This window comes from Peribacillus frigoritolerans, from assembly GCF_030676415.1.
Classification (GTDB): domain Bacteria; phylum Bacillota; class Bacilli; order Bacillales; family DSM-1321; genus Peribacillus; species Peribacillus frigoritolerans_A.
In genome coordinates, this window is sequence record NZ_JAUUTW010000012.1 from 34,470 (window position 1) to 55,580 (window position 21,111).

Here is a 21,111-nt window from a genome sequence, read left to right on the forward strand (position 1 = left end):
TCAGGCCCTTTTTTCTTTTTTGGGTGTTATCATTTTAATCTTTTTGATTGCTGTCTCAGTCGTTAAACCGATTTCTTCAAGAAGTTCATCGACACTTCCATGTTCAATGAAATAATCAGGTATTCCCATTCGATCTATAATTGCCCCATAAAACCCTTGATCATGAGCATATTCAAGTACCGAACTGCCAAAACCACCTTGAAGGACCGCTTCTTCTATTGTCAAGATAGGCATTTTTTCACCAAGGAGACTGCTTAGCATGTTCTCATCCAAAGGCTTAATGAACCGGGCATTGATCACCTTAACTGAATAATCCTCTTTCTCCAGCAGTTCTGCGGCTTCAAGAGCCATGGGAATCGTTGTTCCGAACGTTAAGATGGCAGCATCCGTTCCTTCTTTAAGAACTTCCCACGAACCGATTGGAATCTGCTGTAATTCGGTATCCATCACAATTCCTAAACCATTCCCACGAGGGAAACGCATGGCAATCGGACCATCATTATAGTTTAAGGCCGTATTGACCATATGCTGACCTTCGTTTTCATCTTTCGGCATCATCAACACCATATTCGGAACGTGGCGTAAGAAAGCAATATCGAAAACGCCTTGATGCGTTTCACCATCGGAACCAACCAATCCGGCACGATCGATCCCTATGAATACATTCAAATTTTGACGGCAGATATCATGCACCACCTGGTCATAAGCTCTTTGCAGGAAGGTTGAATATATAGCCAGGAAAGGTTTCATTTTTTGCGTTGCCAATCCGGCAGCAAATGTTGCAGCATGCTGCTCGGCGATCCCTACATCATAGAAACGCTCAGGGAACTCTTGAGAAAAGCCCACCAATTTCGATCCGACGGGCATTGCAGGTGTAATCGCGACAATCCGCTCATCGTCACGGGCTAGCCTGCTGACAGTATCGCTTACAAGAGCGCTCCAAGCAGGACCTTTACTAGGGGATTTCACGAAATCGCCTGTCTCGATCTTGTATGGGCCTGTCCCATGCCAGTTTCCTGTTGTATCCAACTCGGCAGGTGAATATCCCTTGCCTTTTTTCGTGATGACATGTAGCAGTACAGGTCCCTTCGTTTTCTTGGCGTATCTTAAATTCTCCAGCAATTCTTCATAATTATGGCCATCTACTGGTCCAAGGTATGTGAAACCGAGCTCTTCGAAAAAGATACCTGAGACCAATAAGTACTTCATGCTATCCTTCAAGCGTTCAGCTGTAGCCGCAAGTTTACCACCTACTGCAGGAATTTTTTTCAAAAGCAGCTCCAATTCATCTTTTGCCCAGTTATATTTACCCGCTGTCCGCAATCTTCCCAATATCGTGTGTAATGCACCTACGTTAGGGGCTATGGACATTTCATTATCATTCAGGATAACGATCATGTCCTTTTTTTCATCACCGATATGATTCAACGCTTCAAGCGCCATTCCGCCAGTTAGGGCACCGTCCCCGATTACAGGCAAAATAAAACTGCTTTCACCTTTGATATCACGGGCAGCCGCCATTCCCATTGCAGCTGAAAGGGAAGTCGAACTGTGACCGGTTTCCCAAACATCATGGGGGCTTTCAATCATTTTAGGAAAACCGCAAAGACCTTTATATTTCTTTAGGGTGTCGAACTCTCCTGCTCTGCCAGTCAGGATTTTATGGACATAAGATTGATGTCCGACATCCCATAAAATTTTATCATTCGGACTGTCGAATTCTTTATGCAAGGCTATAGTCAACTCGACGACACCTAAATTGGGACCAATATGCCCACCGGTCACCGATAATTTTTCCACAAGGAATTTACGTACTTCCACACTTAACTCGACAAGTTCTTCATTATTCATCTTCTTCAAAAAAGAAGGGTCTTTTATAGATAGAAGATCCAAACAGGACCACTCACTTTCTGTCATTTTCGGTTGTAAGCATAAACAAAGCCTCATAAAAGAGGGCTATGGAAGACTTGGCCGAAAAATTGGTTTTAAGTTAAAAAATAGCCGCCAACACCCAGGTGATTTCGGCGGCTTATCATCCCTATTTTAACACGTATCTCAATTTAGAAATTCATTTTGATTTTCACATATTTTTGCACAATGAGTATACCATAAAACCTCAATTGATAACAAATATAGCCACAATCAATGGTTACGGTTCGCTATTAAATCAGTTAGTTCATTCAACAAACCCGTTTGTAAGGTTGTTTTTCCTAAAGCGGCATGGGCAAGTTCTATATGATGTTCCAACTTTTCCTTTGCCCCTTGAAGCGTAAGTAAAGAGGGATATGTGCTTTTATGATTCCCAACATCACTGCCAACCGGCTTGCCGATCAACTCGACTGACCCTTCAATATCCAGAATATCATCCCGAATTTGAAAAGCAAGCCCCAGGTGGTATGCAAAGTCACGTAAATGCAGTTGCTGTTCTTCATTCGCTCCGGCTAATATAGCACCGGAAAGGATGCTTGCAGTCAATAACTTCCCTGTTTTATGTTCATGTATATACTCCAGTTCCTGAAGGGTCAGCTGTTTATTTTCACCTTCCATATCGGCAACTTGACCTCCGACCATTCCTTCGGCTCCGGCAGACTTCGCAATTTCACTTACGAGGTTCAGCTTCATTTCAGCCGTCACCTCGGGATCGATCATATCCGTCACCAATTGAAAGCTATATGTAAGGAGCGCATCACCTGCCAGTATGGCTACCGCTTCACCGAACACTTTATGGTTTGTCGGTTTTCCGCGGCGGAGATCATCATCATCCATCGCGGGAAGATCATCATGAATCAAAGAATATGTATGAATCATTTCAATGGCAGCCGCTGCAGGAATCCCCATCCTCAAGCTTTTTCCAAAGGCCTCGAGAACCGCAAAGACCAATAGCGGGCGAATCCGTTTACCCCCTGCCTCCAGTGAATAGATCATGGCTTCTTTGACCACTGCCGGGGCTTTAAGTTTATTGACATATTCCACGATTTCCCGTTCTATAACCGCCTTATATTCTTTAGAAAACATTTCAAAGGACGCCGTACCCATGTCATTCTTCCTCCTGTACAGCGAAGTTTTCAAGTTCCCCATCTTCGCGTAAAATTTGAGTCAACTGATCTTCAACAGCCTTAAGCTTTGAATGGCAAAGCCTCGATAAATCCATTCCTTTTTTATATATGGAGATGGCTTCTTCCAAGGGCACATCGCCTTCTTCCAACTGCTCTACAATTTTTTCGAGATTCTCCATCGCTTCTTCAAATGTAGCTTCCTGTTTTTTTGTCATGGTTCAATCCGCTCCTTTATTTCTTTAATTTCACATTCAAGGGTCCCATCTTTTATCGAAACCGCTATCTTATCCCCTTTGGATACTTGCTGTGTACTTTTCACTAATGTCTCATCCTCATCAAAAACCAATCCATAGCCCCGTTCCATGATTTTTAGTGGACTGAGGGCAGACAAAGTGGCTGTAATATGGACGAACTGCTGTGATTTTTGCCGATAGATGGCTTCCATGACCCTCCGTAAAACCTTTGCCTGCTGCTGCAATTCATCTTTCGCATTTTTCACCGCTTGTTCAGGATGCTGCTTTTTCAGAATATCGTTCAGCTGATTCAGTTCCTCTCTCTTTTTCATGAAATATCGCGTGCTGGTCCTCCCTAGCCTGTCCATCGTCTTGTCTAGCTGTTCCAGCTTCTGTTCATACATTTTATGTGGATAACGGAAGGCATAAGACCTCTCCATCCTGGTCAAACGGGTTCGTTCAAAATTCACCGCTTCTTGAATGGAGCGGGTCAATCGATTCTTGCGGTTCATCAGGCGTTCGAGTATTTCATTCAAGTGAGGAACCGCTAACTCTGCTGCACCAGTAGGTGTAGGAGCACGCATATCGGCGACAAAATCAGCAATTGTAAAATCGGTTTCGTGTCCGACAGCAGAAATTACCGGTATATCGGAATCATAAATCGATTCAGCCACTATCTCCTCATTGAAGGCCCATAGTTCCTCGATCGACCCGCCGCCCCTTCCGACAATGAGAACATCGCTTTCCGCCCTTGCGTTAGCCATGGAAATTGCCTTGGCAATCGATTTAGCGGCATTATTCCCTTGTACAAGTGCTGGATAAATGATGATCCTGGCGATTGGATATCTCCGCTTGATGGTTGTCAGGATATCTCTTAATGCAGCTCCGGTCGGCGATGTTATGACTCCTACAGACTTAGGGTACTGCGGGATCGGCTTTTTGTGTTCGGCCAAAAACAAACCTGCCGCCTCCAGCTTTTTCTTCAGCTGTTCATAAGCAAGATACAAATCCCCCACACCATCAGGGGCCATGCTTTTCACATAAAGCTGATACTGTCCCCCCGCTTCATATAATGATATATCGCCCTTAACAAGTACTTTCATGCCATTTTCGGGCAGGAATTTCATCCCTTTATTATTGGCGGCAAACATAACGGATAGAAGTCGGGCCTTCTCATCCTTTAAAGTAAAGTACATATGTCCGCTTGTATGTTGTTTAAAATTTGAAATTTCACCTTTTATGTATACATTTTGCAAATGGGGGTCGGCATCGAACTTCCTTTTGATGTACTTCGTTAAAGCCGACACACTCAAATATTGTTGGTTACTCATATAATGTCTCCTTCCGATGGAAATCGGATATAAAGAAAACTCACCTATAGATCATAATTAATCCATGAATGAAAAAAAGCGGTCTCCCGTTATTATAAAACAAGAGGTCCGCTTCTTTAAAATAATTTAACGTTTTTTTCAGCTTTTTAATGCTTGCTTGTTCTGTTCAAGTGCTTTTTGAGCAGATTTGACCGTATTTTTCATAAGCATCGTAATCGTCATGGGACCAACGCCTTTAGGAACAGGTGTAATGTATGAAGCCTTATTTTTCACTTCATCAAACGCCACATCACCGCAAAGCTTCCCTTCATCATTCCTGTTCATTCCGACGTCAATGACGACTGCGCCTTCTTTAATATGGTCACTCGTGATCGTGTCCCTCTTTCCGACAGCTGCCACAACGACATCGGCTTGCTTGGTATAATAGGCAAGATCCTTTGTCCGTGAATGACAGTATGTAACGGTTGCATTTGCATTTAAAAACAATTGTCCGGCTGGTTTTCCGACGATATTACTTCTCCCTACGATGACAACATGCTTACCTTCAAGGTCATAGTCGATATACTCAAGCATCACCATGACGCCGTATGGAGTACAAGGTAAAAATGCATCCTGTCCCGTCATCATCCGCCCAATATTAATCGGGTGGAATCCATCTACATCCTTTTCAGGGGAAATCGCTTCAATGATCGCTTTTTCCTGAATATGTCCAGGCAATGGCAGCTGCACCAATATACCATGAATGCTGTCATCCTGGTTTAATTCAGCAATGCTCTGAATTAATTCCTCCTGAGAGAGTTCCGCAGGCTTTTTAATTAATACGGAATGCATGCCCAAGTCCTCACAGGCCTTTTGCTTATGGCGCACATAAGTTTGTGATGCTTGATTGTCACCCACCAGGATTACAGCCAAACCCGGAACGACATTTTTTTCACGTAACTGTTGAACTTCCTTACTGATTTCCTGCCTAACTGACTCTGCAATTTCTTTACCATTAATGATTTGAGCTGACATGTGTTTATTCCTCCCAAGTTAATTTTGCTAAAGAATTTGCTGTGAGAATCCTTGTTCAAGGCTGCAGCTTTAGCTGCCGCTTTTCACCTTTACTTTGGATAAAACGGCATTTACAAAGCTGCTCGATTGATCATCACCGAATTTCTTAGCAATTTCAATAGCTTCATTCATTGCAACACTTACAGGAACCTCTTCACTGTGAACCATTTCATAAACCGCGATCCGCAGTAAATTCCGATCAATGATCGCCAGTCTTTCCAACGTCCAATTCTCTAAATTGTCCCTGATCATTCCATCAATTTGTTCTCGATTTTCCGTTATCCCCATTACTAATTTCTTGAAATATTCATCAGTAGGAGCACCATCCAGTACGCTTTCCATTGCTTCTTCTGCATTCGAGTTGGCAATATCTATCTGATATAGTGCTTGAAGGGATTTTTCACGGGCTTCTCTTCTTTTCATAATCTTACTCCTTTAACATCTACTATTATATATGAAAATGCTAGAACAAACGAACATTAAATAACATTTTTTCAAAAATATTAAGATTTTCGCTATATTATTTAAAAAACACGCTAAATCCCACTAAAATTAAGGCCAAAAGACTCAATATCTTGATTCAAGATAAAATCTCAAGATTACTTTCCAATTAAACGGCCAACACAGTCCCATACTTTTTGAAAGTGTCAAAAAGCTCATGCCTAGCTTTCATGCTCATATTTCACCTTTTACACTCTAACAGAAATCACCCTTGAATTAAAGGGAAACTTCCAGACACCGCCTTATTATGTTCATTTAAATTTAATATTATAAGCAGGCTCCAAAGCGGGGTATCATGGAGTATGCATTCAAAAAACAAAAACCCGGCTTTTTGCCGGGTTTTTGCAGGTGTGAATCGAATGAAGCCACTTACACTTCTTGTTCGTAATCCGCTTCTTGTTTAGCGTTTTCAAACGCAATGCCCACTACATGAATGTTCACTTCGCCAGCGTCGATAGCGGTCATATTCAACAAAGCTTCACGAATGTTATCTTGCACTTCCTGAGCAACTTTCGGAATTGAAACACCAAACTTCATGACACAATAAAGTTCGACTTTGATGGATTCTCCCGTTAAGTCCACTTTAACACCTTTGCCGTGGTTCTTTTTACCAAGCTTTTCAACAACACCCGTAGCGAAATTCCCGCGCATATGTGCAACACCTTCAACTTCCGATGCAGCGATACCCGCAATCACCTCTATCACCTCAGGCGCGATCTCCACTTTGCCAAGCCCACTATTATAATCATTCATTTCGAGTAATTGGCCTTCCATTTCACTCATTCAAAAGCACCTCCTGTCTTCCTTTACATTATGAGTTCATTACATCATATATTTCAAGGAATTTGGTATTAAATTCCCCGGAAACAAATTGGTCATGCTGAAGTAACTTAATATGGAAAGGAATTGTGGTACTGATCCCTTCAATGACAAACTCACCTAAGGCGCGTTTCATCTTCTCGATCGCCTCTTCCCTAGTCGGTGCATGGACGATCAATTTAGCAATCATGGAATCGTAATATGGCGGTATCGAGTACCCAGGGTATGCCGCGGAATCCACACGAACTCCGTAGCCGCCTGGCGGTAAATACATTTGAATCTTACCTGCGGAAGGCATGAAATTCTTTTCTGGATTTTCCGCATTGATCCGGCATTCGATTGACCATCCGTTAAAAGTGACATCCTCTTGCGAAAGCGATAGTTTGTTACCTGAAGCAACTTTGATCTGTTCTTTAATTAAATCCACGCCCGTTACCATTTCTGTAACTGGGTGTTCAACCTGGATACGTGTATTCATTTCCATAAAGTAGTATTTTCTATTCACATAGTCATAAATAAATTCTACTGTTCCGGCACCTGAATAGTTAACGGCAAGTGCAGCCGTTACTGCAGCCTGCCCCATTTCCGCACGTGTTTCACCATCCAATGCTGGTGACGGGGTTTCTTCAACAAGTTTTTGCAAACGTCGTTGGACCGTACAATCACGCTCACCTAAATGGATGGCGTTGCCATGATTATCCGCCATGACCTGTATTTCAACGTGACGGAAGTCCTCGATGAACTTTTCAATATACACGCCAGGATTCCCAAATGCCGTCGCGGCTTCCTGTTGCGTGATGTTAATGCCTTTAATGAGTTCTTCTTCCGTCCTTGCGACGCGGATACCTTTACCGCCTCCGCCGGCAGTAGCTTTGATGATGACTGGATAGCCCATTTCATTAGCTAGGGCCACACCCTCATCCGTATCTTTAATTATGCCTTTAGAACCTGGAACGATCGGTACACCAGCTTTGCGCATGGTTTCCCTTGCTACGTCCTTCGTTCCCATTTTATTGATCGCTTCGGGGCTAGGACCGATGAAAATGATATTGCATTCACGGCATAGCTCAGCAAAGTCGGCGTTTTCAGCTAGGAATCCGTATCCTGGATGAATTGCATCGGATCCCGTTTTCTTGGCTGTGCTGATAATGTTCGTTGTATTTAAATAACTGTCTTTTGATAATTTAGGACCGATGCAATATGCTTCATCCGCAATTTGAACATGTAATGCCTCTTTATCTGCTTCTGAATAGACCGCAACAGTCTCGATTCCTAATTCCTTGCATGCCCGGATGATTCGGACAGCAATTTCCCCGCGATTGGCAATTAATACCTTTTTAATCATTTAGAAACAGCTCCTCATTCCGGCTTTACTAAAAATAATGGTTGACCATATTCTACTAGCTGACCTTCTTTTACAAGGACTTCAACGATTTCACCGCTTACTTCAGCTTCGATTTCATTGAAAAGTTTCATGGCTTCCACGATGCAGACAATGGAATCTCCCGTTACTTTATCGCCTGTTTTTACGTATGCAGGTGAATCCGGTGCAGGAGATTGGTAGAATGTCCCTACCATCGGAGAAGTGATTTTATGTAAATTTTCCTGTTCAGTGACGGCAGCAGCAGGTTTTGCAGGTTCAACAGCTTTCGGCACTGCAGGGGCAGGGGCAGCTGCGGGCTTGACCTCTACAGCTGCATTGGCTTGAACAACATCTGGAGCAGCTGCTGGGTGTAATACTGTACCCGTTTCAGTTTTTTTCAATTTAATTTTCGTTCCTTCATTTTCAAAAACGAATTCACTGATATTTGATTGATCGACTAGCTTAATAATTTCACGAATTTCTTGCACTTTCATTTTGTGGCACCCCTTGTCTAATTTAATATGAGTTTGTGAGGCAATAATATTTTATGTAACCTTACCCTTAGCTTATCCTACTTTGTCCAATACTGTACAAAGTAGCCGCTTTCTTTATGCGAATGCGAATAAACTGAATACAAACCTCACCTGTATTATAACAGATGTTTCACTTTCTCAAAATATTGTTTCCCTAAGAGAATTGAAAAGTTTATGACCAGCTTCTAACATCATACAATATTAGCTTATACAAATTCAATGATAGATTAATTGTAACTTATTATCCATACCTCTATCTTACACCTTTATTATAATATTGTGAATTTTTTCAACTGTGGCACCTTAACGCTCCCTCTTGAATTTTGCATTTAATTCCAATAAAATCAGTAATAATATCTATGGTAATTACTTTTCTAGAATAATTCGGATGATCATTATCACCCTTTCTATTTGAGTTCCTGATACCAATTGACATAAAAAAAACTTTTCCTCTAAAGTTTCCCGGTTGTAAGATAGTTAAAAAAATCATAATAAAAAGCCTCCCTTTTTTTAATTAAGGAGGGCTTTCAAATTTTTATGATGTTGAACTGTTCTGTATCAGCACTTTTTTCAGTATGTGTGTTTACTTTTCCGGTTGGAAATCGACCACTACATTTTGTGCATCGCTCACTTCTTTCCTTACGAGGCGGATAATGTTATTGGCCTCTGTTTTCGTTTGTTTATCGGCCTTGACACTCACCTTTACATCCGTTCCGTCCACCCGGACCAATGCGGCATTGTAATCCATGGCAACAATTAAGTTTTCGATGATATTTTCTTTTACTTTCGTTTCACTTAATTGTTCGATTTTTGCATAGGCCTCGTCTCTTTCTTCAGCTGATAGTTCTGTGTTGCCCATCTTTGCAGTCAGTTCTTCATTCAGCTTAGCCCGTTCATCTTCAATCTGCATCCTTAACGATTCGAACTCATCTCCAGATGCAATGGTTACAGAGGAACCTTCTGTATTTTTGGACGTTTCTTTTTCACTTTTATTTTCCCCTTTTGTATCCGCTTTGTTCTCGGTTTTACTTTCTGTTTTATTTTCTTCCTGTTCCATTTGCTCTGTCGCCGTCATATCAGCGGCATTTTCTTCAGGAGCGGTTAAATAATAGACTGAAAGCACAACGACCAGACTTAGCATAGTCAATAACCAAACGGTTTGTTTTTTTAATAACATGTAGATTTTCCCCCTTATTTTTTAGGCATGACAGAAACCCTGTGACTCGGTACATCAAGTGAGCGTGTGACAGCCTCGATGATCCACTTCTTTATTTGAATGTTTTCGGCCCCTTTAGCGACTACCAGGACTCCTCGTACACTAGGTTTTTTCGTTTCGGAAATGATCGGTCCTTCTTTTTCACCGCTCTTGACCAAAACTAGCTGTTCATCAACAGATGTATCTTCGACCGTCCTTTTGCCGCCTTCCTGGTCGGTTTCTTCAGTGACTTGTTTTTGGGTGACTTTGTTTCTTTCATATACTTTCTTCTCGGATGCATCGACGTAGATTACGACTTTTACATCCTGGACGCCTGCGATGGATTCAAGCGCTTCCTTCATTTCATTCTGAAGATATATTTCATAGTCTTTTGTTGTCTTGAATTCTGATTTCTTCTGGCCGAATGTCTCAACATCCCCCTCATCATCCTGCTGTTTATCATTATTGAATACAGTCTTCACTTCAGATGTTTGTCCCGTCTGGTTGGTGGTTAACAAATTCCCGGCCATCATGATTCCCGCTCCCAAAAGGACAACTATTAGAGCATAGACATACAGGGAAGGTTTTTTTTCCTTAGGCTCTTTTTGGTCAGGGTCTTTATTTAATAGTTTTTGCAGCCAGGATAATGGACCTTTGTCTTTGTTCAATACTCAGTCACTTCCTTTCCCCGGCGATTTCAATGATCTCTTCATCAACAGACCAACTTGTTGCCAGAAACCTTTTGACAGCATCCAGATTGGCATCATTCGAAGTGGATGGGCTATCTGCATTGATATCAATCTTCGCTACTGCCTCTATCTCCGAGTTTTCTTTCCCTTCTGCCTTTTCCAATGAGATGGTTATGTTCTGCAGATCATCAACACCCGGTTCTTCCTCATTCTTGACCCCTACATCAATTGAACTAATCTTCATGTTATAATCCACCATCAGCTCCTCTTCCACTTCTGCCTGTAAGTCAACAGCCATTTGTTTTAAAATATATGCACCCTGGGTAGCTTGTATTTCTTTTTTCTTCATTTCTGTCAAATTTCCTAAATCTTTTTTTTTCTGATCTTCAAATTCACTAGTAGCCGCTTTGAGAATATCGTCGAAATCCTTATTGAATAATCCCAATATAGGAGTGATGATGATCGCAATCAGTAAAAGTCCGATAACCATTTTGGCATACTTCTGTAAAGCTGAATTCGGAAGAAGCATATCAATCACAGTGGCCAGCAATACAAATATGATGATGTTGGATACCCAGCCAGCTAAAAAACTCACCAAGCCCTCCTCCTTTCTAACGAACCATCAGGGTAATGTTTCCAGAGGCGATAATTACCGTGATACTTAAAAAAAACATGAGTGAGACAATGGCCAATGCAGCGAAAATATAAATCATGCTTTTACTTATAATGTCAAGGCATTTTATTACAGGTCCTCCGCCCAGCGGCTGCAAAAGACTCGCTGCCAATTTATAGACAAAAGAAATCATCAAGATTTTTATGGCGGGAAATGTGGTAATGAGCAAGAGAATGATGACCCCTGACAAGCCCACTGTATTTTTCAAAAGGACGGAGGCACTAATGACCGTATCCGTTGCATCGGTAAACATGCGCCCTATTATCGGTATAAAGTTACCTGTCACGAACTTGGCTGTCCTGATCGTCACTCCGTCAGCTACAGCTGAGGATGCTCCCTGAACGGAGATCACACCAAGGAATATGGTCATGAATGCTCCAAGGATACCGATGGCAAAATTACGGAGAAGTTGTGCCATTTGAGTCACTTTGTAATGTTCGGTCAATGTGCTGACTATGCTTAAAATCGCTGCAAAGAATAATAACGGAAGGACGACAAACTGGATCAAGATGCCGCTTGTATTCATCAAAAACATCAATACCGGATGAAAGAAGGCTGCCGATACAAGTCCGCCTGAAGCAGCTATCAATGCCAAGAGTAAAGGGATGAGCGCCATTAAAAAGGAAATCATCAAATCTATCGTATCTTTTGTATATTCAATCGCCACATGAAAACTGTTAAGTGCCAAAATGATCAGCACCATATATACGATTGCATAAGCGACCTTACTTACGGAGCTTTGCTCGAACGCATTCTGCAAAGACTGAAGGAACATGCTGAAAACGGTTAATAAAATGAGTGATCCCAGCAGCTTTCCATTCACGAGCAGTTCATGAAAAATGAATTTTGTCATTCCCTTTATCCATTGGTCAAAGGAAAATTTCTTATCGCCGCTTACAAAATCCATGAAGCTCCCTTTCTGGCTTTCCGGTAAGAATCCTCCATATTCCGTAACGATGTCATCCCAATATTGTTTGAGCTCATCGACACCCAGCCTTTCTATTTGGGCTTGTACCAGTTCGGACTGCATGATCGGCTCTTGATCGATTTCACCATTTTCTGGATTTTCGGCAGCTTGTCCAATAGATGCATGTAAAAAAAAGAGTAAAACGAATAGAATGGATAAGTAAGGCATCCGCTGCTTCATACATTCACCTCATTGACTAGTAGGAGTAATCCGTTAACTTGGGAGCATCTTTAAAATGGTTTCGATGATGACCGTCAAAATCGGAATCGCCATGGCAAGAATCAAGATTTTTCCGCTCAATTCTATTTTGGAAGCGAGCGAACCTTGCCCTGCATCTTTTGTAATTTGAGAAGCGAATTCTGCAATATAGGCAATTCCGATTATTTTTAAGATGGTCTCTAGATATACGGTATTTACATTCGCATTAACTGCAATTTTTTCTAACATTAAAATAATCTCGTAGATTTTGTCAGCTAAAAAAAGAAAAATGGAGCATCCTACAAAAACGACAAGCAGGAATGCGAAATTTGGTTTTTGCTCTTTGACGATCAGTGCCAAAAAGGTGGCAACTAGGGCAATGGCCACGATTTTTATGATTTCAATCGCGAATCCCTCCCTTACTGAAATAGAAATACAGATTTAATTTTTTGAAATAAATCCTCTACTACAGATGCAACCATGAATAAAATATAGATAAATCCGAAAAGTGTCACCCACTGGGCATATTCCTTCTTCCCAACCTGATCGAGAATCGTGTGAAGAAATGCCACAACTAACCCCACACCCGCTATTTTAAATATGATGTCCACATCAATGCCCATATTCATTCCCCCCACATATTCCTACATCAGCAAGATGATCAATAATAGCCCTGATAAAAAACCAAGACTTTTCATCATTTTTTCATATTTTCCCTGGCGGTCGAGTGCATCGCTCTCTTCCCGTTCCAAATGTGCCATCGTTAGCATGATTTGCTTTTGCTGATGATATTTATCGCTTTTTCCAAGCGTCTCCCCAAACTGTGAAAGAATCTCGAATTCTCCCTGTTTTAAAGCAAGGGATTGCCATATTTTCTTCAAACTATCATCCCATGCTTCTTTGACGGTGGTTTCACCTGACTCGAGTCGATTTGCAAATGTATCGAAAAAGCTGGATAAAGGTTTGGCCATCTGTTTAGAAAGTTTCCTTGCCGCTTCTTTCAAAGGTGTATGACCATACATGATTTCTGCTTCAAGCGATTGCATGGCGACTTTCAGCTGTCTCAGTTGACGAGGCCTCATACTTAATTTTTTCGCAGCTTCAAAACCTGCCCATGTCGTTGCAATAATAATTATCGCTGCTCCTATTAACTTAAACATGCGGGTTCACACTTTCTCCCAAGAAAATGGGGACCCCCGCTGCATCAAGGACTTTGTAGCTCCTCTTACCGGATTTACTTCTCTGTAATTCTACAAAACGTTCAAAGATGTTTTGCTTTAATATTTCGGCGATAAAAGGTCGCTTCTTAATTTCATCCAGTGTATGGCCATGTGTGGTTATCATGAGTTTAATACCTGCGTTCACGGCTTCCAGCACAGCCTGCGTATCCGCTGCGCGGCCTATTTCATCCACGATCAATACATCCGGGGACATCGAACGGATCATCATCATCATCCCTTCCGCTTTAGGACATCCATCGAGCACATCAACCCGTGTTCCAAATTCGAGCTGCGGCACTCCATGAACACATCCGGCAATTTCTGAGCGCTCGTCCACTATCCCCACCTTTTGAGGGGCTATGCCGCGTTTTTCATTACCACTGGATATCATTCTTGCAATATCACGTAATATGGTCGTTTTTCCCGTTTGCGGAGCACCGATCAACATGGTATGCTGCCATTCCCCGTCATATAAATATGAAGTGAGCGGTTCAGCTGCACCTATTTTTTCTCGTGCAATCCGAATATTGAATGAGGAAATTTCCCTAATCGCTTTGACCGCTCCATTTTCAAGGATCACCTTGCCAGCAAGCCCCACCCGATGTCCGCCCGCTATGGTTATATATCCTCGCCTTAATTCTTCCTCAAGTGTATATAACGAAAATTGACCTATTTGATTCAATAATTGATCTGCATCCGAATGGGTCACTTCATAGGAAAAGAAGTATGGTTCCCCTCCTACAATGACCTCAAGCGGCCTTCCAATTCGAATGCGCAGCTCTTCCATCTTATCGATCATCATCGGTGTCATACCCCGGAGTTGCTCGTATAATTTTTTCGGTAAAAAAGAAAGAATCGTTTCCATTTTGACAATCCTCCTGTATACACCACTTTCAATAAAATATATGCCGACCAGCCCGCAATGATGACAGGCTATTAAAGAAACAGACCATTTATTGATTTTTTATAACTTCCGGGATCTAAAAAAGACAAAAAAAAAGACCGAGAAATTAATCTCGGTCTCAGTTTGTAGACAAAAGGAGTTCTATCTAAATTTTTAAACATAGTTGATTGGAACGGAAGGTGAGACTTCTGCGGGAATAGCGAGTCCAAGGGAGACCCCACAGGCGCAAGTGCGCCGAGGAGGCTCCCGGACCGCCCGCGAAAAGCGAGTGCCTGAAGTGGAAATCAACGTCCAAATTTGTACAAGCCAAAAAAAACTGAAGACAAACTCGATTTTAATCGAGTTTGTCTTCAGTCTGAGTCCGAGAAATTAATCTCGGTCTTCTTTCATTTATGCACGTGATACGTAAGAACCTTCATTTGTATTGATCAATAGTTTGTCACCTTGGTTGATGAAGAATGGAACTTGAACCGAAAGGCCCGTCTCAAGTACGGCTGTTTTCGTGCCGCCTGAAGATGTATCGCCTTTAATTCCCGGCTCAGTCTCCGCCACTTCAAGTTCCACTGTGTTTGGAAGCTCGACCCCAAGTGTTTCCGCTTGGAAAGTCATGATATGTACTTCCATATTTTCCTTAAGGAATTTAAGTTCACGTTCAATGCTTGAAGCAGGCAGCTCGATTTGATCATACGTTTCGTTATCCATGAATACATGGCTGTCTCCACTAGCATAAAGGTACTGCATCTTGCGGTTTTCGATATGTGCTTTAGCAACTTTTTCACCAGCACGGAATGTTTTCTCTTGGATTGAACCCGTACGAAGGTTACGAAGTTTAGAACGTACAAAAGCTGCACCTTTACCAGGCTTAACGTGTTGGAACTCGATTACCTGCCAAATTCCATTATCTACTTCAATCGTAACACCCGTGCGAAAATCGTTTACAGAAATCATAAATTTGTCCTCCTACATGTACATGTTTACAGAATGATTAACTCTTTGGTTGAATGAGTAAGTGCTTCGTTACCTTCAATTGTAACGATTGTATCATCTTCAATCCGCACTCCGCCTACCCCCGGTAAATAAATGCCCGGTTCAACGGTTACAGCCATACCTGGTTCTAAAATGATATCAGACCTTAAGGATAATGCTGGACCTTCATGAACTTCAAGACCGATTCCATGTCCGGTCGAATGTCCAAAATACTGCCCATATCCCTTTTCTTCAATTAGATTACGAGTTAGTGCATCCGCTTCCCTGCCAGTCATGCCAGGTTTGATCCCAGCCATTCCTCGCAGTTGAGCTTCTAAAACAATGTCATAAATATTAATAAGTTCTTCACTTGGCTTGCCAACTGCTAATGTCCTAGTGATGTCAGACACATACCCGTTATAGTATGCCCCGTAATCCAATGTGACAAAATCGCCTTTTTCGATGATTTTATCCGTAGCCACTCCATGCGGAAGTGCGGATCTGATGCCGGATGCAACAATGATATCGAAGGAAGAAGATGTTGCCCCTTGTTTCCTCATAAAGAATTCAAGTTCATTGGATACATCAAGTTCCGAGATCCCTGGACGCAGGAAATTCAGAATATGTGTATACGCAGCATCAGCAATAGCAGCCGCTTCCTTTAATATCTTAATCTCTGATGAAGTCTTTATCAAGCGTAAATTCTCAATAACCCCCGACACCGGCAAAAGTTGACCATCAATGGCGGCTTCGTATACCTTATATGTAGCATAAGTCAGGTGCTCTTGCTCAAAGCCCAGCTTGCCGATATTCATCGCCTTAGCCTGCTTGCCGACTTCTTCGATGATGGTTCCTTTGTGTTGAACGATCTCATAGTCCGGTGCCTGCTTGCCCGCTTGTTCCACGTATCTGAAATCAGTGATGAATTTAGCTTCCTTTTGAGAAATAAGGACAACGCCTGCACTTCCCGTAAAGTTGGTCATGTATCGGCGGTTATATGTACTGGTGATCAAAAAACCATCAATGCCCACCTTTTCCATTGAGGCTCTTAAGCGCATTAGTTTATTCATTTAATTTCTCCCCTTTGCAATCTTTGTGATCGCCTGCAACGCCAATTCATATCCGTGTATCCCCAAGCCGACAATCTGTCCCGCCGATACCGCTGCGGTTACTGATTCATGCCGAAAGCTTTCACGGGCATGTATGTTCGAAATATGCACTTCCACCACTGGAACATCAATTCCGGCTATTGCATCACGAATCGCATAGCTATAATGAGTAAAAGCTCCAGGATTAATGATAATCCCGTCGATCCCATGATCCTCTGCCCAATGGAGCTTGTCGATAATCGCTCCTTCATGGTTAGTTTGAAAAGAGGTTAATTCCACATTTAACCCTTGAGCTTGCTGCATTAATTGCGCTTCCACATCCGTAAGCGTCGAGGATCCATAATGCGCAGGTTCCCGCTTCCCCAAGCGATTTAAATTCGGACCATTGATTAGTAAGATTTTTGTCATCATCAAACACCTGCTCATGTTAAAAGAATGCTTTCCATGAACATTCTATCATAATTCCAAATTGTCTTACTACTTTTTTACAGCCAAGAAGCAATCAGCTTTCCGATTGCTTCTCGGCTTTGTTTTTTTGACGTATATATTCCTGATGATCGTATGATATGGAAAACCCTACAAAAAGACCGTATATAATAAAAATGCAGACACTTGTTATAACCGTATTTGCTGACATTTTAGAAAAGGTTGGCAAATCGGCGAACATCGGTTTTAGGACAAATACCAGCAAAGCCCAGCAAGCCACTCCCAATAAAATACCCGGAAAAATACTCTTCATCCTTTTAAAAAGACTATAGTATATAAAAGCAATCCCCACGGATAGAATTCCGAATAAAATTATGGTCATTACCGTACCGAGCCAATGATCGATCCAGGCCATATTGGACCACGAAGTTAGTATGAATTTTGGGCTAAAATCCATAAAGTTAACATAATGGGCTATGATTCCGATAAAACTGGCTAAAGCCCCCCCAACAAAACCGACAGCAAGTACATTGTAGATCAACATGCTTTGATATTCCTGTTGAATTTGTCCATTTTCATTAGAAGACATATCAATCACCTCCGCTACGTAGTATGCCCTTTGTTAAATAGAACTATTTTTTTTTATTCTTAGGAAGGAGAATCACTAGAGGTTTTGTGATTTATTCGGTATGATTAAATCATAAATAATCTACTTTTTTCAGAGGAAAATACCCATCCTCTGTTGAAGTTTATAATGTACACAGGATTATACCTTCCTGTGATTCAACATTCATAAAGTAATTGCAGGGTTAAAGCTTCCATTCCATTTTGGAGAAGCGTCTTTAAGCCTTGTGATGCTTGATAATAAACATGTTAGCACCCTTGAGAGAGCTACGTGAATAACTATTAGGTTGGTGTAGAAATGTCTGAGGTTCAAAAACCCGTTTATGGAGGGCAGGCTGTAGTGGAAGGCGTCATGTTCGGCGGCAAACATCACACAGTCACTGCGGTACGCCGCAAAGATTCGACGATTGTATATTATCATCTGCCGCGTGAATCGAAACCTGTTATCAACCGCTTAAAAAAAGTACCGTTTCTACGGGGTATCGTATCACTGATTCAGTCAAGTGCCACCGGCTCGAAACATCTGAACTTTTCAACTGAACAGTATGAAGAAGATGACGGGGAAAAGCAGGAAGAAAAGAAAAAAGAAACGAAAGAATCTTCTAAAATAAGTGTATGGCTTGGAGTTGCCGTAATCGGTGTTCTTTCCTTCCTATTCGGGAAGCTGCTGTTCACCTTGATTCCAGTCTTTCTTGCCGAATTGACAAGACCCATCTTCAGCGGCCATATGGCCCAGGTTTTAATGGAAAGCTTGTTCAAGTTGATATTATTGCTGGTATACATTTACGCAGTATCCATGACGCCATTGATCAAGCGGGTCTTTCAGTATCACGGAGCAGAGCATAAGGTGATCAATTGCTTTGAAAGCGGAAAAGAATTGACCGTTGCAAATGTGCAGGCAAGTTCACGCCTTCATTATCGCTGTGGCAGCAGCTTTATTTTATTTACAGTCATTGTTGGTATGTTCGTCTATATGCTCGTTCCGATTGATCCATTATGGCTTCGTGTCGTGGATCGCATTTTGCTCATCCCCGTCGTGCTTGGCATAGCCTTCGAGGTATTGCAGTTGACCAACAAAGTAAGGGATATTCCCATTCTGCGTTACCTTGGCTATCCCGGCCTTTGGCTTCAGTTATTAACAACCAAAGCCCCTACCGATGATCAAGTCGAAGTCGCATTGGCATCCTTCCAAGAACTGTCAAGGATGGAAAAAGAGACCGAAAAAGGTTTAGAATCGGATGTAATTGTGTAAAACATCTATACACATTTTGATGATGAAAAATCATATACTAACTAAGGGAATGACCTTCATTTTTTTCAAATATTTTACATGAATAATGTTTAAAATAAGCTAAAAATGCTTATGATGCTCTTAAGGAGGTGTCTTTGTTGAAACGTTTCATATCTTTCATGATATACGGAATCATCGCCCTCGGAGTCCTCGGACTTATGAGCCGACTATTTAATGACCCGATTGGCTTTTTTAGAAACATTCTCATAATAGCCATTGTCGCAGGGATTATTTATATGATTTATACCGGATTAACAAAGGGAAAACCAGTTAAGAAAGAGCAGCAAGCATTTCGAAAGGCTGCCCGCCAATCGAAAAAAAGGCTAAAAAACCGAACTTCGAAAAAAGATAATGTGGCTAGCTTCTCTGCAGCAAAATCATCAAAGAAAATAAAATGGAGAAAGAAAACGGATAGTCACTTAACCGTCATCGAAGGGAAAAAGAATAAAAAGAAAAATCGGGCTTCTTTTTAAGAGCCCGATTCAGACTGTAGACAGACTCGATAAAAAACGAGTTTATCTACAGTCTTTTTTATTTTAAAATGGGATTATCAAAATTATTGGGGTGCTTACGATGTTATCAAAACATAATTCTATTCAAAGAGATCAACTTGAAATGATTGCACTGGATCAACTTGTGCCAGCGAACCACTTGGTTCTCAAGATTGATGCTGCGATTGATTTTTCGTTTATTAATCCTTTAATGGAAGATATGTACTCCGATGTTGGTCGCCCCAAGTATTGATCCGGTGATTTTAATCAAAATGACGTTTATTCAATATATTCCGCATTCGTTCGATGCGTAAAACCATTGAAGAAGTTGAAACAAATATGGAAAATCGTTGGTTCTTAGGATACGGTTTCCATGATAAAGTTCCCCACTTCTCAACGTTCGGGAAAAATTATGTGCAAACGTTTTAAAGATACGGACCTGTTTGAACAGATTTTCTATCGTATCTTAATGACAGCTGCCGAAAGAAAGTCAATAAGTGCTGAGCACGTATTCGTTGACTTCACGCCGTGAAAGCCAGTGCGAATAAGCGGAAATTTGAAAAAAAAATCGTTCGCAAGGAAACACGAGCGGATCAAGGATGTCTTCAAGTAGAAATAAATCAAGATCGTGAAAACCATGATAAAAAATCTTTTCCACCGGATAATTTAATAAGGAAGAAACCAAAGAAATTAAAGAAAGTACAACTGCCCCTGAGAGTGGCTACTATGTCAATGATGAACGAACAGGACAGTTTGCCTATTGCGGCCGCAGACCCCAACGGTTTTGTGCCAGGGACGATTGTAACACCTGGAAATACGCATGATAGTCATATCTTAGAGCCACTTGTTGAACAAGTAATTGAAAAAGTTAGGAAACCAGAAGCTATTGCTGCAGATGCAGCTTATAAAACACCGGCGATTACAAGCTACCTATTTGGCAATAAAATTGGAAGAAGCAGATCATCTGCGTCATCATCAAGATGTAAAACCTATCTATGCGAAACGTAAAGAAACGATTGAGCGTGTTTTCGCAGATGCAAAAGAAAAGCATGGCATGCATTGGACTTTAAAAATTGTCGATGCAGGCGATGCTCACTTTCGCTGCCATTAATTTAAAGAAGATGGCCAATTGGACATGGCAAGGTCCAAAAATGGCCTAACAGAGTGGGCCCGTAGAGCCCCAATCTCTTAACCTTGGGCCGAAATTCAAAGGGAATTTTAAAAGGGGTTCGGAATTTTATAATTCCGAACCCCTTTGTCTACAAACCGAGAGCACTGATTGTTAAATCAGTGCTCTCTTATACTTATTTAAAAAGATAGTTACTAAGTTTGCTGATTATTTTTATTTACGTCAAAAGCGTAGTAAGAACACAATTTTTCAATTCGTTTTTCTATTAGCTGCAACGCATGCTTATTGGCATTTTCTAGCTCATTCTTTTCCAACTTAGACGTTATCGAAGCATAATCTG

The 21,111-nt window shown here is 41.5% G+C and carries 24 protein-coding genes and 2 pseudogenes; 3 read left to right on the top strand and 23 right to left on the bottom strand.

Features of this window, described 5'->3' with window-relative positions; all coding sequences use genetic code 11:
* The 22 genes from dxs to Q8G36_RS13235 form a co-directional block, all read right to left on the bottom strand.
* Positions 1-1,893: a 1-deoxy-D-xylulose-5-phosphate synthase gene (dxs, locus tag Q8G36_RS13130; RefSeq protein ID WP_305160594.1), complete on the bottom strand. Its 1,893-nt coding sequence runs from the start codon at positions 1,891-1,893 to the stop codon at positions 1-3.
* Between the two features lie 249 nt (positions 1,894-2,142).
* Complete coding sequence (locus Q8G36_RS13135; RefSeq protein WP_305160595.1) at positions 2,143-3,036, bottom strand: polyprenyl synthetase family protein; 894 nt, start codon at positions 3,034-3,036, stop codon at positions 2,143-2,145.
* A 1-nt stretch (position 3,037) separates the two neighbouring features.
* Positions 3,038-3,271 (bottom strand): exodeoxyribonuclease VII small subunit, encoded by a 234-nt coding sequence (locus Q8G36_RS13140; protein WP_305160596.1) that lies wholly within the window; start codon positions 3,269-3,271, stop codon positions 3,038-3,040.
* On the bottom strand, positions 3,268-4,620 hold the full coding sequence (gene xseA / locus Q8G36_RS13145; RefSeq protein WP_305160597.1) for an exodeoxyribonuclease VII large subunit: 1,353 nt from the start codon (positions 4,618-4,620) through the stop codon (positions 3,268-3,270). The genes Q8G36_RS13140 and xseA overlap by 4 nt, the downstream gene beginning before the upstream one ends.
* 138 nt (positions 4,621-4,758) lie before the next feature.
* Positions 4,759-5,634 (bottom strand): bifunctional methylenetetrahydrofolate dehydrogenase/methenyltetrahydrofolate cyclohydrolase FolD, encoded by an 876-nt coding sequence (folD, locus tag Q8G36_RS13150; protein WP_305160598.1) that lies wholly within the window; start codon positions 5,632-5,634, stop codon positions 4,759-4,761.
* A gap of 69 nt (positions 5,635-5,703) precedes the next feature.
* Entirely contained in the window at positions 5,704-6,096 is a 393-nt protein-coding gene (gene nusB / locus Q8G36_RS13155) for a transcription antitermination factor NusB (protein WP_305160599.1), read from the bottom strand.
* Between the two features lie 447 nt (positions 6,097-6,543).
* Entirely contained in the window at positions 6,544-6,948 is a 405-nt protein-coding gene (locus tag Q8G36_RS13160; protein ID WP_222620245.1) for an Asp23/Gls24 family envelope stress response protein, read from the bottom strand.
* A 37-nt stretch (positions 6,949-6,985) separates the two neighbouring features.
* Positions 6,986-8,338 (bottom strand): acetyl-CoA carboxylase biotin carboxylase subunit, encoded by a 1,353-nt coding sequence (gene accC / locus Q8G36_RS13165; protein ID WP_305160600.1) that lies wholly within the window; start codon positions 8,336-8,338, stop codon positions 6,986-6,988.
* A 14-nt stretch (positions 8,339-8,352) separates the two neighbouring features.
* A complete protein-coding gene (gene accB / locus Q8G36_RS13170) occupies positions 8,353-8,850 on the bottom strand; it encodes an acetyl-CoA carboxylase biotin carboxyl carrier protein (RefSeq protein WP_305160601.1) in 498 nt (165 codons plus the stop codon).
* Between the two features lie 328 nt (positions 8,851-9,178).
* Entirely contained in the window at positions 9,179-9,379 is a 201-nt protein-coding gene (locus Q8G36_RS13175) for a hypothetical protein (protein ID WP_305160602.1), read from the bottom strand.
* Positions 9,380-9,472: 93 nt separating this feature from the next.
* Complete coding sequence (locus Q8G36_RS13180; RefSeq protein WP_305160603.1) at positions 9,473-10,066, bottom strand: SpoIIIAH-like family protein; 594 nt, start codon at positions 10,064-10,066, stop codon at positions 9,473-9,475.
* A 14-nt stretch (positions 10,067-10,080) separates the two neighbouring features.
* A complete protein-coding gene (gene spoIIIAG / locus Q8G36_RS13185; protein WP_305160604.1) occupies positions 10,081-10,752 on the bottom strand; it encodes a stage III sporulation protein AG in 672 nt (223 codons plus the stop codon).
* 7 nt (positions 10,753-10,759) lie between these two features.
* Positions 10,760-11,368, bottom strand: coding sequence for a stage III sporulation protein AF (gene spoIIIAF / locus Q8G36_RS13190; protein ID WP_305160605.1), 609 nt, complete (start codon positions 11,366-11,368; stop codon positions 10,760-10,762).
* A gap of 16 nt (positions 11,369-11,384) precedes the next feature.
* Complete coding sequence (gene spoIIIAE, locus Q8G36_RS13195) at positions 11,385-12,593, bottom strand: stage III sporulation protein AE (protein WP_305160606.1); 1,209 nt, start codon at positions 12,591-12,593, stop codon at positions 11,385-11,387.
* A 33-nt stretch (positions 12,594-12,626) separates the two neighbouring features.
* A complete protein-coding gene (gene spoIIIAD / locus Q8G36_RS13200) occupies positions 12,627-13,016 on the bottom strand; it encodes a stage III sporulation protein AD (protein WP_095389752.1) in 390 nt (129 codons plus the stop codon).
* 14 nt (positions 13,017-13,030) lie between these two features.
* Entirely contained in the window at positions 13,031-13,234 is a 204-nt protein-coding gene (gene spoIIIAC, locus Q8G36_RS13205) for a stage III sporulation protein AC (RefSeq protein ID WP_034308319.1), read from the bottom strand.
* Positions 13,235-13,255: 21 nt separating this feature from the next.
* Positions 13,256-13,771 carry a stage III sporulation protein SpoIIIAB gene (gene spoIIIAB, locus Q8G36_RS13210; protein WP_305160607.1) on the bottom strand — a complete coding sequence of 172 codons (516 nt, stop codon included), beginning with the start codon at positions 13,769-13,771 and terminating at the stop codon, positions 13,256-13,258.
* A complete protein-coding gene (spoIIIAA, locus tag Q8G36_RS13215; RefSeq protein WP_305160608.1) occupies positions 13,764-14,696 on the bottom strand; it encodes a stage III sporulation protein AA in 933 nt (310 codons plus the stop codon). Before spoIIIAA ends, spoIIIAB begins: the two co-directional genes overlap by 8 nt.
* Positions 14,697-15,125: 429 nt before the next feature.
* A complete protein-coding gene (gene efp / locus Q8G36_RS13220; protein ID WP_305160609.1) occupies positions 15,126-15,683 on the bottom strand; it encodes an elongation factor P in 558 nt (185 codons plus the stop codon).
* A 26-nt stretch (positions 15,684-15,709) separates the two neighbouring features.
* A complete protein-coding gene (locus tag Q8G36_RS13225) occupies positions 15,710-16,771 on the bottom strand; it encodes a M24 family metallopeptidase (RefSeq protein WP_305160610.1) in 1,062 nt (353 codons plus the stop codon).
* Complete coding sequence (aroQ, locus tag Q8G36_RS13230; RefSeq protein ID WP_305160611.1) at positions 16,772-17,218, bottom strand: type II 3-dehydroquinate dehydratase; 447 nt, start codon at positions 17,216-17,218, stop codon at positions 16,772-16,774. It lies immediately after the preceding gene.
* A gap of 94 nt (positions 17,219-17,312) precedes the next feature.
* On the bottom strand, positions 17,313-17,825 hold the full coding sequence (locus Q8G36_RS13235) for a YqhR family membrane protein (RefSeq protein WP_305160612.1): 513 nt from the start codon (positions 17,823-17,825) through the stop codon (positions 17,313-17,315).
* A 333-nt stretch (positions 17,826-18,158) separates the two neighbouring features.
* Between Q8G36_RS13235 and Q8G36_RS13240 the strand changes: the two genes are divergently transcribed.
* The 3 genes and pseudogenes from Q8G36_RS13240 (at position 18,159) to Q8G36_RS13250 (ending at position 20,802) form a co-directional block, all read left to right on the top strand.
* A complete protein-coding gene (locus Q8G36_RS13240) occupies positions 18,159-19,112 on the top strand; it encodes a DUF1385 domain-containing protein (RefSeq protein WP_305160613.1) in 954 nt (317 codons plus the stop codon).
* Positions 19,113-19,249: 137 nt separating this feature from the next.
* Positions 19,250-19,624, top strand: a complete 375-nt coding sequence (locus Q8G36_RS13245; RefSeq protein WP_081395494.1) for an SA1362 family protein — start codon at positions 19,250-19,252, stop codon at positions 19,622-19,624.
* A 100-nt stretch (positions 19,625-19,724) separates the two neighbouring features.
* Positions 19,725-20,802, top strand: a pseudogene (locus Q8G36_RS13250) (transposase).
* Between the two features lie 163 nt (positions 20,803-20,965).
* Here Q8G36_RS13250 and Q8G36_RS29275 read toward each other — a convergent pair.
* Positions 20,966-21,109: pseudogene (locus tag Q8G36_RS29275) on the bottom strand (hypothetical protein); the annotation flags it as partial.
* Positions 21,110-21,111: the final 2 nt, after the last annotated feature.

Coding starts and splice junctions, on each gene's coding strand:
- spoIIIAC (WP_034308319.1), bottom strand. CDS start 13,234: ATGGGCATTGATGTGGACATCATATTTAAAATAGCGGGTGTGGGGTTA.
- nusB (WP_305160599.1), bottom strand. CDS start 6,096: ATGAAAAGAAGAGAAGCCCGTGAAAAATCCCTTCAAGCACTATATCAG.
- efp (WP_305160609.1), bottom strand. CDS start 15,683: ATGATTTCTGTAAACGATTTTCGCACGGGTGTTACGATTGAAGTAGAT.
- aroQ (WP_305160611.1), bottom strand. CDS start 17,218: ATGACAAAAATCTTACTAATCAATGGTCCGAATTTAAATCGCTTGGGG.
- spoIIIAA (WP_305160608.1), bottom strand. CDS start 14,696: ATGGAAACGATTCTTTCTTTTTTACCGAAAAAATTATACGAGCAACTC.
- accB (WP_305160601.1), bottom strand. CDS start 8,850: ATGAAAGTGCAAGAAATTCGTGAAATTATTAAGCTAGTCGATCAATCA.
- folD (WP_305160598.1), bottom strand. CDS start 5,634: ATGTCAGCTCAAATCATTAATGGTAAAGAAATTGCAGAGTCAGTTAGG.
- Q8G36_RS13160 (WP_222620245.1), bottom strand. CDS start 6,948: ATGGAAGGCCAATTACTCGAAATGAATGATTATAATAGTGGGCTTGGC.
- Q8G36_RS13135 (WP_305160595.1), bottom strand. CDS start 3,036: ATGGGTACGGCGTCCTTTGAAATGTTTTCTAAAGAATATAAGGCGGTT.
- xseA (WP_305160597.1), bottom strand. CDS start 4,620: ATGAGTAACCAACAATATTTGAGTGTGTCGGCTTTAACGAAGTACATC.
- Q8G36_RS13225 (WP_305160610.1), bottom strand. CDS start 16,771: ATGAATAAACTAATGCGCTTAAGAGCCTCAATGGAAAAGGTGGGCATT.
- Q8G36_RS13140 (WP_305160596.1), bottom strand. CDS start 3,271: ATGACAAAAAAACAGGAAGCTACATTTGAAGAAGCGATGGAGAATCTC.
- Q8G36_RS13235 (WP_305160612.1), bottom strand. CDS start 17,825: ATGTCTTCTAATGAAAATGGACAAATTCAACAGGAATATCAAAGCATG.
- Q8G36_RS13180 (WP_305160603.1), bottom strand. CDS start 10,066: ATGTTATTAAAAAAACAAACCGTTTGGTTATTGACTATGCTAAGTCTG.
- spoIIIAB (WP_305160607.1), bottom strand. CDS start 13,771: ATGTTTAAGTTAATAGGAGCAGCGATAATTATTATTGCAACGACATGG.
- spoIIIAE (WP_305160606.1), bottom strand. CDS start 12,593: ATGAAGCAGCGGATGCCTTACTTATCCATTCTATTCGTTTTACTCTTT.
- Q8G36_RS13240 (WP_305160613.1), top strand. CDS start 18,159: ATGTCTGAGGTTCAAAAACCCGTTTATGGAGGGCAGGCTGTAGTGGAA.
- Q8G36_RS13175 (WP_305160602.1), bottom strand. CDS start 9,379: ATGATTTTTTTAACTATCTTACAACCGGGAAACTTTAGAGGAAAAGTT.
- accC (WP_305160600.1), bottom strand. CDS start 8,338: ATGATTAAAAAGGTATTAATTGCCAATCGCGGGGAAATTGCTGTCCGA.